This window comes from Sphingobacterium mizutaii (assembly GCF_900187125.1).
Classification (GTDB): domain Bacteria; phylum Bacteroidota; class Bacteroidia; order Sphingobacteriales; family Sphingobacteriaceae; genus Sphingobacterium; species Sphingobacterium mizutaii.
In genome coordinates this window covers 3,093,809-3,106,450 of the sequence record NZ_LT906468.1, presented here as the reverse complement: position 1 = coordinate 3,106,450, position 12,642 = coordinate 3,093,809, and the positions used below count along the sequence as shown (strand labels likewise).

General features: G+C 39.1%; 9 protein-coding genes. 6 read left to right on the top strand and 3 right to left on the bottom strand.

All coding sequences use genetic code 11. The features are described from left to right. Positions 1–33 precede the first annotated feature (33 nt). Positions 34–252, top strand: a complete 219-nt coding sequence (locus CKW03_RS13495) for a hypothetical protein (protein WP_139185468.1) — start codon at positions 34–36, stop codon at positions 250–252. A gap of 387 nt (positions 253–639) precedes the next feature. After that, positions 640–1,437, top strand: coding sequence for a sulfite exporter TauE/SafE family protein (locus CKW03_RS13490; RefSeq protein ID WP_093097883.1), 798 nt, complete (start codon positions 640–642; stop codon positions 1,435–1,437). A 6-nt stretch (positions 1,438–1,443) separates the two neighbouring features. Here CKW03_RS13490 and CKW03_RS13485 read toward each other — a convergent pair whose 3' ends face one another. Beyond that, positions 1,444–3,072 carry a PepSY-associated TM helix domain-containing protein gene (locus tag CKW03_RS13485; protein ID WP_093097882.1) on the bottom strand — a complete coding sequence of 543 codons (1,629 nt, stop codon included), beginning with the start codon at positions 3,070–3,072 and terminating at the stop codon, positions 1,444–1,446. Positions 3,073–3,095: 23 nt separating this feature from the next. Here CKW03_RS13485 and CKW03_RS20470 point away from each other — a divergent pair, with 23 nt between their 5' ends. Continuing rightward, positions 3,096–3,368, top strand: coding sequence for a hypothetical protein (locus tag CKW03_RS20470; RefSeq protein ID WP_157739522.1), 273 nt, complete (start codon positions 3,096–3,098; stop codon positions 3,366–3,368). Between the two features lie 392 nt (positions 3,369–3,760). Here the strand turns inward: CKW03_RS20470 and CKW03_RS13470 are convergent, their stop codons facing one another. Further along, complete coding sequence (locus CKW03_RS13470; RefSeq protein ID WP_093097877.1) at positions 3,761–4,462, bottom strand: hypothetical protein; 702 nt, start codon at positions 4,460–4,462, stop codon at positions 3,761–3,763. 4 nt (positions 4,463–4,466) lie between these two features. Continuing rightward, positions 4,467–6,848: a TonB-dependent siderophore receptor gene (locus tag CKW03_RS13465; RefSeq protein ID WP_093097876.1), complete on the bottom strand. Its 2,382-nt coding sequence runs from the start codon at positions 6,846–6,848 to the stop codon at positions 4,467–4,469. A 716-nt stretch (positions 6,849–7,564) separates the two neighbouring features. Between CKW03_RS13465 and CKW03_RS13460 the strand changes: the two genes are divergently transcribed. The 3 genes from CKW03_RS13460 (at position 7,565) to CKW03_RS13450 (ending at position 12,623) form a co-directional block, all read left to right on the top strand. Continuing rightward, positions 7,565–9,346 (top strand): DUF4091 domain-containing protein, encoded by a 1,782-nt coding sequence (locus CKW03_RS13460; RefSeq protein ID WP_093097874.1) that lies wholly within the window; start codon positions 7,565–7,567, stop codon positions 9,344–9,346. Between the two features lie 62 nt (positions 9,347–9,408). Continuing rightward, positions 9,409–11,571 (top strand): apurinic/apyrimidinic endonuclease family protein, encoded by a 2,163-nt coding sequence (locus CKW03_RS13455; protein ID WP_093097873.1) that lies wholly within the window; start codon positions 9,409–9,411, stop codon positions 11,569–11,571. A 335-nt stretch (positions 11,572–11,906) separates the two neighbouring features. Beyond that, on the top strand, positions 11,907–12,623 hold the full coding sequence (locus CKW03_RS13450) for a basic secretory protein-like protein (RefSeq protein WP_093097871.1): 717 nt from the start codon (positions 11,907–11,909) through the stop codon (positions 12,621–12,623). Positions 12,624–12,642: the final 19 nt, after the last annotated feature.

Sequence of the window (12,642 nt, the reverse complement as noted above, 5' to 3'; positions counted from 1 at the left end):
ATGGTTTTATTAACAAATCAACATGACAAGCATATGAATAAGTTAAAATTAGTAATTGGAATATTTGCCATGGGATTCTTTACTATTAGCAGCTGTAATAATAGCGAAAATACAGAAACAGAAACTGAAGCACTTCCAAATCCTGAACAAGGTGGAGATGCAGAACGCTATAATATCAACGCTCCGGATGCCGAAGTGATTAACTTGGATTCAACCCAAGTCGATACTACAGTTCAAGATACTGCCCAATAATCACATTCTTTTATATTTTTGTTAGTCAAAAGCCTGTTTTTTCCAATTCAGGCTTTTTTTCTGACCAAACTGTCGGGTTAAACAGCATACTTATGGATGTTTTTTTCGGGACTTAGCCTAGTCTTATTCGAGGCATATTCGAGAGATATTGCTGTGGTTAGCAATGTGTCCAAAACAAGACCCATTTGGAATCGAGTCCATCTCGGATAAGTCGTAATGCTACTGGAAAATTTAGGTCAGGCCAGTACAGGTTAAATGCAGTTTAAAGGAAAAGAATAAAAATTATCAGCTTTCGGGAAAAAGACTTGGAATTGGATTATTTTAATTAATTTCCTTTACTTTTATGGATGGGAAGTATAAACACATTTAAACCAAATATTAAATGATATGATAATCCTTGGCTGCGTATTAGCAATTTTGGTTGGAATAACCTTGGGATTAATTGGCAGTGGAGGGACCATTTTGACCGTTCCAATTTTGGTTTATATTATGGCTGTTGAGCCAACTCTTTCCACGACCTATTCGCTTTTCGCCATTGGGATCACCTCATTGATCGGTGCCGTGCGGGGGATCATAAAAAAGGAAGCTGACTTACCGAAAGTCCTAACCTTTGGTGTACCTTCTTTGATCGTGGTCTTTATTACTCGGTCCTTTATCCTTCCTTTAGTTCCAGAAGTCATCCATATCGCAGGATATAGTTTTCATCAGAACGTGCTATTGATGATCTTGTTCTCTTTTGTAATGGTAGCTTCTTCCTTAAGTATGATCCGTTCGGCAAAGAATGGTCCGGAAGTGCCTGGAGGATACGTCAAGACGCCTATAGAGGTCATTGTTTTTCAAGGTGCATTGGTAGGTTTGGTAACAGGACTGGTAGGTGCTGGTGGTGGGTTCCTGATTATTCCGGCATTGGTCAACTTTTATCATCTGCCAATGCGGAAGGCTGTGGCGACCTCCTTGATCATTATCAGTATTAATTCCTTCTTTGGGGTAATGGGCGATTTAGAGAAGTTCGAACTCTTTGACTGGGAATTACTACTTGGCTATACCGGTGGTACTGTGTTCGGAATATTTATTGGATTCTATCTTTCCGAGAAAATCAGTAACAAAAACCTCAAAAAAGGATTCGGATATATGATTCTTTTGGTAGGGGTATATATCCTGATTAAAGAAACCTTATTGAGGTAATTGATTTTAGACTGCCACTGTTTTCAGTTTGCTGATTTTTCTAAAGATGCTAATCCCTACGACTCCAATACAGATCCAAAGAAAGTCAATACTGAACAGATCTATATTGCCTTCCATTAAATTATTCCATATCCATTTTTTGCTGATCACCCCATTGACAATAGGGATGATAAATGCGATGATGCTACCCAATAGTAAGGTTTCTCTATTGGTCTTATTGATATTCCTGCGAATAATATAATAGGTGCTAAATAGGAGCCAAGTCCAAAAATAAACTTGGTATAGAAAATCCTGGTTTACTTGAGCGCTCAATTTGACAGCAATAAAAGCTATTCCGGTAGTAGGGAACATGGTCAGACAGATGGCTAGGTATACATTTGCCAACCAGAAGTTGAACTTTCTTTTATGCTTAGGGACATTGTTCTTATCCCTAGCGACCAACCAGATCATGATTCCAGAGGAGATGACCAAGCAGCCCATGATACCCAAGATAAAGGATAAATATTTGAGCGGATATCCCGCGTAATCTCCAAAATGTAATCTGTACAAGAGGCTCTTTACATGGTCTACAAAGGTTGAATTAGACATCGGTGTCTTTTCTTCCAATATCTTTCCATCAATTGCACGGATGTTATAGATTCCATAACCTGCAAGGTGTTTCGAATAGGTGGGGCTGATCTCCGCAATGATCTGCATATTTTTGTCACCGTAATTTTTGATGCTGAGTCGAAAGATCCGGCTATCTGGCCATTTTTTATTGACCGTATCTAAGAATGGATTGATCGATGGCGTTTGGGATAATGCTGAATAACTGTAGGGCAGATTAACTTTATGGTTAAAGGCAAGGTCGGTGTACATGGTTTCTGAATCGCCTTTGTAGATTATCTTTTCAAAAGGAATGGCTAAAACCGAATTTAAGATTAAAAATATCCCTGTTACGGCATAGATAAATTGAAAAGGAAAGCCTACGACTCCTAATGCGGTATGCATATCCGTCCACACGGTCTTCCATTTGGAAAAGGGGCGAAAGATAAAGAAATTGGAGACGATTTTGTCCCAATGGAGCAAAATGCCGGTAATCAAGGCAAATAGAAATATGAAGGAGGTTAAACCAGCAACCACATAACCAAAGGGGCCAATGCCTATATTGATGGGTACTTCGTTCAATTGGGCTAGGAAGTGGAGCCTATATAAAAATTCTGCAAGGTCATAGTTTTCAGTATAGCTGCCAGATTTCTTGTTGATAAAATTATAGCCGAAATATTTTGAATCAGTATTGGTCCAGTCTGCTTTGTTGGCTACCTTTTCATTGATTTTTGCTAAGTTTTCCGCATGTTGCAAGCTGTCTTTGGAATCTGTATAGCTCATATAAGATCGAGCATTCTTGTGGTAAAAGGAAAATGTAATATCTCTTCCATTCAGTTCCATAGTCTGTTCGAGGGAATCTAATAAATAGTCACAATCCACATCCGCTTTTGTCATTTTGGAGAAGGAATCGCCCTGTTGCCAAGCGGCAATTTCATTCCTGAAAAATGAGAATGAACCTGCAAAGAAAATGACATAGAGAATGGCACAGATGATAATCCCACTGATAGTATGCGTATTAAAATAGATGTTATAATTTCTGGTATTCATTATGAATTTAAATGATAAAAGGGATGGATAAAAGTAAAGTGAGGCTTAGGTATATGCCCCAGATATACCATCCATTTTTTGATAAAAAGGCTAAGAGAAGCAGAATTGCCCATATGATATACCCAGAAAAACCAGATAACATGACGATGTTTTTGCGATCGCAAAATAAGGTCAAGAAATTATGGAAAGCGAGCATAAGCATATATCCCGCTATAAAACCTGCGGTTATTTTTAAAAACCTTTGGAAAGGAGAACTAAGGTATTTTTTATTTGCTGGCATGGCTAATGGGAGATAAACATTATTATTAATTCAAGGATCAGCGAGATGGAAAAAAGAAAGAGAATATGTTTCCATTTCAAGGTTTTATAAGGGAACAGCAGATTCACAAGACTTAAAAAAGTCATTAAATAGACTATAAAAGCAAAGCTTCCGGCTTCTAGACCTTGTTTGACAATGGTTAAGCAGGCAGCAATCGCTAATAAGATGAACCCAGATACTTTCAATTGTATGGGTGTAAATGATTTAAAAATGCTGTATTCTATTTGATGGGTACTTTTCATTTTCTTGCTGCTGCAATAAAAGAAATAAGTGCCTGTGAAAACGAATAGAATGATTAGGCTGAACATGATATTAAGAATAAAGATTAAGCTAGTAAAGTGCATAAAGCACTTTACTAGCTTAATATGGTTAGTTTACAGTTACGGAATAGGTGCTGCCTTTCCAGATTTTTTCAATCTTTTGACCATGCCAGTCTTCCGATTTTTCATCTATACGAGAGGCTTCAATAATATATTTCCCAGCGATCAAGGGTTTAAAGGGAACTTTTCCTTCTTGATCGGTATGGACGGTTTTGGTCCATCCCTCGGGGCCCATGATGACTACTTCCCTTTCTTTTTCAGCTTGCCCATTATCCAATACCTGGATCTCTATGGATTTGCCCAGTTTTGGGCTCAGGACTGTGGATTCAAGATGGAAAGGAAGTGAATTCGTAGTTTTGGAAGACTTTCCAACTTGGACGAAAGCGATGGAGGAAAATTCGAATTTCATGGTTTCATAGGCTTCTTTTGCAGGCTTTACTACAGAAAGGATATAGTTTCCGTTAGCTGTTGGTTGAAAAGAAGCTTCGAAATGGTCTGTAGCCGCTGTTTTTTCTAGGACTTTTTTACTTCCATTCGGAGCGATCAAGATCAAGTCGAAATCTTTGACATCTGAGTACCATTTATCGATTGGGTCTACCAAACCTTCGGCATATTCGCCGTAATAAACTTTGACCGTATGTTTTTGGTTCAATTTTCCATTTGATTGGGTTTCAATCCATAATGCATGTGCACTCGCAAATTGAAGGCTTACAAGGCTTATTAAAATTGTCAATAATGTTTTTGTGTTCATGGTTTTAGAATTTATATGCAAATGTTAATCTATAGTTTCTTGGTGCACCGGCTTGCCAAGAGTAAACAGGGGTACTGAAATAGGTAGTGTAATAACTACCGCCCTCAATCAAGTATTTATCCAAAAGGTTCTGTATATTTAGATTGACACTGAATTTGTCGATGCGGTAGCCCATCCCGGCATCAAAGCGGAAATAATCTTCAATATTTTTTTCGGGTTCATCCTTGGAGTAGAATTCCAAGCCACGTTGGATATTTGACATCCCTCCAAATTGGAAGGCCAAACCTTTTGCCTTTCCTCGCGTCAATTCATAGTCCAGCCATAGGTTGGCGATATGAACATCGGCACCATCAAGTCTTTGTCCAACAAAAAAGGCTTCAACACCTTCGTTGGTTTTGGTCACTTGTCCGTCGGTGTATGCATAGTTCGCAATCAGGTTCAAACCCCTTAATATCTCACCACGGATATCGACTTCAAGCCCGCGGATTCTTTTTTGCCCAACTTCGACTGACATCTCAGGTCTTGGTCCATAGGATGTTATTTCATGGTTTTTGGTGATTTGATAGATCGCGATTGTACTATTCCATTTTCCTTTGAACCAATCTCTTTTGATACCAAGTTCATAATTGTTACCTGTGATTGGTTTTATTTTAGATCCGTCAAATAAAATTCCTTGCTGTGGAAGAAAAGATTGGTCAAGTAATGCATAGACTGCTGTATTTTTATCAATGGAGTAGGATAGACCTATTCTCGGCGTGACTTTTTCGCTTTTAACTGGCGCACCGCCCCAGGTACTGATAGACATGGAGGTATAGCGAGCAGCCAAAGTCAAACGTAAAGCATTATCAAAAAAGCTCATTTGATCTTGCACATAGGCTGAATTATAATCTGAGGACATAATGCCACCGCCTATAGCTGCGCGTTGAACCAAGGAATGGCTGCGGTCAAAACTCTGAAGCCCAAAGTCAAATCCATAGACAGGATTCTTAGGATCAAACTCACCTCCATTTAAACTATCCAGAATAATGCTTTGGTTCCAGTCTGCTAAATAGGATTTACTTCCTAGGTCAATACCCGCCAGTATTTGGTGCTTCACTTCTCCAGTATTAAATGAGCCATTTAAGAAAGCTTGGCCAAGGAGCATTTTGCTTTGGGCATCCCAGGTATCCGATTTCCGGATAATTTTGCCATCAGGAAGAATATCTTTAGGCCAACTGCTAGCGCCGATTTGATTGTAATTAAAATAAGCACCCTGTGCGGTTAATTTCCAATTAGCATTTAATTTATGCTCGATATTGATAAATGCAGAGTGTTCATCGATGTCCAGAGGTTCGGTTCCTTTTTGAGAAAATGTGGTTTCACGAGAAAGGGTTTTATAACCAAAAGGAGACATCAAATAACCTGATCCAACATCAGTCATGACAGCTTTCTGATAAGTGTATTCCAATGTGGCAGTTGTCTTATCATTAATTTTGTAAGATAGAACAGGAGCGATTACAAGTCTTTTATTGTCTTCATTCGGACGGAAAGAAGCTTTTGAAGACCCAGCGATATTCAATCGATAAAGTAGTTTGCCGTCTTTAGAAAGTTTACCGTCTAAGTCCAAGGTGCTTCTGTAGTTTTCAAAACTTCCTAAGCTAAAGGTTACTTCAGCACTTTGCTGTCCTGTAGGTTTTTTGGTAACCACATTGTAGATCCCTGCTGGGGCGCCACTGGACATCATAAATCCCGCAGGTCCTTTTACGAATTCAATTTTTTCTACAGTTGCCATGTCTTCTGATAAAGGACTCCAGTAGGAACTGACAATATTCATCCCATTGCGGAAAGCCTGGATTTGGGAACCGCGCATGTTGATATTGACATACATATCATTCCAATGGGTTTGTCGGCTAACACCAGAGATATTTCTGAATGGACCATCTGCTAAGTTAAATGCTTGTTGTTTTGCTAGCACTTCAGCATTTATGGTCTGAACATTTTGGGATAGTTCCAAAATTGGGGTTTGAACTCGAAGAGAGCTTGATAGCTCATGTTCAACGATGGGTTTCTTGGCACTTACGATAACTTCTTGGAGCGTATTGGTTCCTTCTTCAAGGACAAAGTCTAGGATGCGCGTTTCATTTTCCTTTAGCACAATGCTGCTCACTTGGGAGGTGAAACCTATATGTTTGGCTCTGACTTCGTAAGATTTGGGTGTAAGATTGCTGAATTGGTATTTTCCAAGGGAATCGACTTCCATTTCTTGGTTGCCGTTCAATTTGACCACTACATTTTTTGCAGGGTTACCTCTTTGGGTCAGGATAGTTCCTTTGATTGTGCCGTTTTGGGCGTAAGAAGTTGTAATAAAGAATAATAAGAACAGTGTTGTTATGAGATTAGTTTTCATAGTGGGACTGAGTCGATTTTAATATAGAGGGAAAAAGAATAAATAAAAGGGTCTGAAAAAGCACATTACAAGTCCCTGAAAAGAATAGATTAGATACTAAGTGTGTGTAACTCGTAGGTGAGTGATTGGATAATAGATGGTACTTCATAAAATGTTAATGTATAATGTTAAAAATTCCATTAACTGTTTATGAAAGAACCGTGGGATAAATTAATAGGGAGAGCGCCCAATTTTGTTTATCTTGCAGGTCCTTTCATACATACAGTGTGTAAAAGGTGATTGATTCCTAGAATCGATCAACTAATACCAGTTACAGCTGATATTAGATTTTTGGCGTCATGCAGAGATTGCCGTCTTTAGCATGGCGCTATTTTGTTTCCAAGAACCTGAAAAAAACTTTCCTCCTCAACAAAAAGAATGATAGGGTTTAATTAAACGAAACTAACAAAGGGAGGTTAGTTTATTTAGACTCATTAAAAACAAGTACAAATATAGAATGAAAATATTTGATTGCAACATATTTTATACAAATAATAAAATAGTTGAAATTCAGTTAATTGGATGCTATATGTTTGAATAACTAATCGGTTGCAGTCTTGTATAATATTTTACTTACATTAACTTTTGGCCTGTCGCTTTTAAATTAATTCCTGTATCTTGTATATTGTATTCTTGTGGCAAAAATTGCTGCAGCATAATCAACTAAACTATCATCAATGAAAATCAATACTCCTAAATGGGTGGTTTTACTGAGTTTAGGCCTTACTTTCTTGACTGTTGAAGAAGCAAGTGCCCAAGGTAAAGCTGCACTTTCAGAAACCTTTGTCGAATTAGCTGATCCTACTGCCGATGTCAATGCTGACTGGTCTAAGGTAGGACCAGGCCTACATAGTTCTTTTGTAACAATCGATAAGCGATTTGCCAAGTCCTTGGCGCCTGAAATAGCCAAACAAAATAGAGTGAAAATTGAGGGCTGGAAAGGGGAGAAGTTATCTGCTCAGATCCTTCTTTGGACCAATGCTGATATTGCTGATGTTCATGTGGATGTTTCTGATCTAGTTTCAAAAAATAAAGCAGTGATTTCCAAGGCTGCTTCCGATGCGCGATTTGTGCGTTATGTCATGACCGATGAGTTTGCAGGCGGATGTGGATACCGCAAACCTGAGGATTTCGCCTCATCGCTAGCTCCCGATATGCTGGATAATCTTAAGTCGTTTGATATTCAAAAAAAGACAGCTCGACCAGTGTGGATCAGTGTAAAGATACCGGAAAATGCCCAAGCGGGTCTTTACCAAGGGATTGTAACCATTTCTGCGAAGGGACAACCTAGCCAAAAATTGGCTTTAGAGCTGGATGTAATCAATCAAACCTTGCCTAAAGCAACAGAATGGAGCTATCATCTAGACCAATGGCAACACCCATCTGCAGTAGCAAGAGTTGAAGGCCTGGAAATGTGGAGTGATGCCCATTTTGAAGCCATGAAACCTGTGATGCAAATGCTTGCAGACGCCGGACAGAAGGTAATTACGACCACCTTGAACAAAGATCCTTGGAATGTTCAGACCTATGATCCTTATGCCGACATGATTACCTGGACCAAGAATAACGATGGAACCTGGACCTATGATTATGCCGTATTTGACCGTTGGGTTCAATTTATGATGGACCTAGGAGTTGATGACATGATAAACTGTTATTCTATCATTCCATGGAACAATGAGATCCATTATCAAGATACCGCAAAAGGGGAGTTGGTCAATGTAGTTACCAAACCAGGTACCGCTATTTTTGAAGAACTTTGGACTCCATTTTTGAAGGATTTCGTAAAACATCTGGATGCAAAAGGATGGTTGAAGAAAACCAATATTGCCATGGATGAAAGGGAAAGAGAACAGATGGACGCGGCTTTTGCCTTATTGGAAAAGGTAGCACCAGAAATTGGTATTTCTTATGCCGATAACCAAAAAACCTATCAGCGTTTTCCAAATTCAGAGGATATCAGTATCTCGGTAGGTCATCCTTTTTCAAAGGCTGATATTATGGATCGGCATAAAAGAGGCTTGAACAGTACCTTCTATATCTGTTGCTCGGATGGTTTCCCAAATCAGTTTACATTCTCCGAACCGGCCGAGTCGACTTATTTGGGTTGGTATGCTTTGGCAACCGGTTTTGATGGTATGCTGAGATGGGCCTATAACTCATGGGTAGAAAATCCATTGACGGATTCTAGGTTCAGGACCTGGCCAGCAGGAGATACTTATATTGTTTATCCGAAAGGTCGATCATCAATCCGATATGAAAGAATGTTGGAAGGAATCCAAGATTATGAAAAAGCAAGGATTGTAATGGAAGCATTGAAAGCTAAAAATGATCAAAAATCTATAGACAGCTTTCAAACAGCCATCAACAAGATGGAAGCCAATCAGCGTTTTGACGGTTGGAATGAGGAATTGAACAATGCCAAGACGCTATTGAACGAATTGTCAAGAAGTCTTTAGTCCAAAAATATTCACTTTGCAGCAGGCAGTTTGATTCCTATCAACTGCCTTTTTTATCAATTATGAAAATCAGCACTAAACTAATCCTAATTGCCTTACTATCGGTTTCATCGGTTCAGTTTTCAAGTGGACAGGTGCAAAAAAATGCCAACAAAGATTGGCTGATCCAATCGACGGGCTATAACTCAAAAATCATTAACAATAAAGAAGATATTATCCTTGAAAATGGACTGTTAAGAAGAGCTTTTAAGAAAGCGGCTAACTTAGCCTGTTATGATTTCAGCAACCTCAGTAATGGGCAACAATTGATCCGAGCGATTGAGCCCGAGGCTGTAGTGAATATCAATGGTAAAGAATATGAGATTGGTGGGTTAAAAGGGCAGAAGGAGAAAGCCTATTTCCTGACATCATGGTTTCCGACGTTAAAAGCTAATCCTGATGCATTTGTATTTAAAACAGCTCGGGAAGTGCCATTAGAGCAAGCTTTAAATAGCAAAAGTCCATTTTGGTCTCCCCATTCGGAACAAGCCATGGGCATTGGCTTAGTCTTGGAATTTCAACATCCTGAATTACCGGGGATTAGCGTCGATGTACATTATGAAATCTATGATGGACTGCCGGTCCTTCGAAAATGGGTAGAAGTCAGGAATGAAAGCCAAAAGAAGATTGAAGTAAATCGCTTGGTCAATGAGATACTTTCCTTGGTAGAAGAGGAATCAGCTGTCGTAGGCAGTACCGAGGATATGAAAAAGCAATCGGGAATCTATTTTGAGACCAATTATGCTTTTAATAACGCAATGAAATACCGTCTATCCGATCAAACCTTGCATTGGGAAAAAGATACAACTTATACTTCGCAGGTCAATTATGATTTGACTACGCCGGCAAAGGCCTTGGTCTATCCGAAAGATGTATCTAAGATCGAAGTGCTGCCCAAACAGAAATTTACTTCCGTTAAAACTTTTGAATTACTACATGATAGCCATGACCAGGAACGCAGAGGCTTAGCTATCAGGAGGATGTACCGGTATTTAACGCCATGGACCAATGCTAATCCTATATTTATGCATTTGGTAAGTAAAAATAGGGAGGAAGTGATTACAGCTATTGATCAATGTGCTGCAACGGGCTATGAGGCGGTAATCCTGAGTTTTGGTAGCCATTTGAAGATGGAGCTAAACACGGCCGAGAACCATAAAGAATGGAAGGAATTGGCGGATTATGCAAAGTCCAAGGGAATTAAATTAGGGGGCTATACTTTGTTTAGTTCAAGAAGTATTAACCCAGAAACTGATGTCATCAATCCGAAAACCGGAAAACCCGGAGGTGCATTTTTTGGGAATGCGCCATGTTTTGGTAGCCAATGGGGTTTGGATTACGCACAAGCAATTAAGGATTTTTTCAAGAATACCGGTTTTAGTATTTTGGAAATGGATGGTCCATATCCGGGAGATGTCTGTGCGTCGCACGACCATCCGGGGCATCATGGCGTGGAAGATTCCCAATTTGCACAGATGGAAATCCAGAAGTCTATTTTCCATGAATTGAATCAGATGGGCGTATATATCAATGCGCCAGATTGGTATTTTCTAGATGGCACGAATAAAATTGCCTTGGGGTATCGGGAAGTTAATTTCTCCTTGTCGAGAGATCAGCAAAAGATATTGAACCGCCAAAATATCTATGATGGTACCTGGGAGAAGACGCCGTCAATGGGTTGGGGATTTGTTCCTTTGACAGCCTACCATGGAGGCGGTGCAGATGCAGTTTTGGAACCATTAAATGATCATTTGGAAGATTATAAACAATTGATGATGCAATATTATGGCGCCGGCGTTCAAGCTTGTTATAGAGGTCCTCGATTGTATGATACAGATAAGACTAAAGCCACCGTCATTGAGGTGATTGATTGGTACAAGAAATATAGAGATATCTTGAATGCAGACATCATCCACCTGCGTCGAGCAGACGGGAGGAATTGGGATGGTATATTACATGTTGATCCAAATGGAAAAGAAAAGGGATTGGGTATGTTATATAATCCAACTGATAAAGAGATGCTTATTCATGTTGATCTGCCGCTTTACTACACTGGATTAGATCAGGAGGTGCAGATTGCCTTCGAGGGTAAGAATCCCCAAAAGCATCAATTGGCAAGAGATTATAAACTGAGTTTACCGGTTAAGATTCCTGCGAAAGGTTATACCTGGTTTACCGTTAATTAAAAAAGGGAAAGGGTGATTCGGAGACGGATCACCTTTTTTGATTATAGCAATATTATAGAAAATAATACAAGAATAATTAGCATGTTTCCAGAAAACCTAATCCAAGGGCGAACATGCAGGTGTTGACTCATGCCTTGTTCTTTTTAATAAAGTTAGGGGAACTTTAGGCCCCAAAAATGAACCTAGGTTAATAAATACTGTTGTAACAATCCTAGTTTTTTATAGTATTACTAATCTTTTTAAATATATTTGAGTACTAGATTATCGTTTTAGTTGGCTCAAAACAGCTATTATCGGCGAGAGTTCACTAAAAATTTAATAAATCAATTAGCCCAATGAGAAAAAACACATTAACATTCGCATTAAGCATATTTTTGGGTATTTCTATTTCTTCAAGCCATGCGCAAAGCTGGGAACATACCGAGGATGACCGAAAGGTTGCCGTCGAGCTGGATACTTTGAAGAAGAAGGGGTATACCTTAATATGGATCAATAAGGACAAAGATTTTAGTGCGGTCACTAAACAAGAACTTATTGACACTTATTTCACCAACTACCCTAAGTTGGCCAAAAAGTATAATAAGAAAACAAGGAAGGAAGTGACCTTTGTCATCGATCCGGAGTATGATGGTGTCGCTGCAACAGCGGGAGGGATCGTTCGATACAGTCCTAATTGGTTGAAGAAAAACCCACATGATATTGATGTCGTGACGCATGAAGTCATGCATATCGTTCAGGCATATCCCAACGGATCTGGGCCATGGTGGATTACTGAAGGCATTGCGGATTATATTCGTTTTAAATATGGGGTAGCCAATGAAGCAGGTAATTGGAGACTTCCGGAATTTAATGAAAAACAGAAATATACCGATTCTTATAGGATTACTGCGCGATTCTTCCATTGGATAGAACAACATAAGAAAAAGAACTTTGTCAAGAAGTTAGATCAGGCGATGCGTGATCAAGTCTATACTGATGAGTTTTGGGCAAGAGAAACCGGAAAAACGATTGATGAACTTTGGTCGGAATATGCCTCAAATCCTGTAATTTAATATGATGAAAAAGAACTAT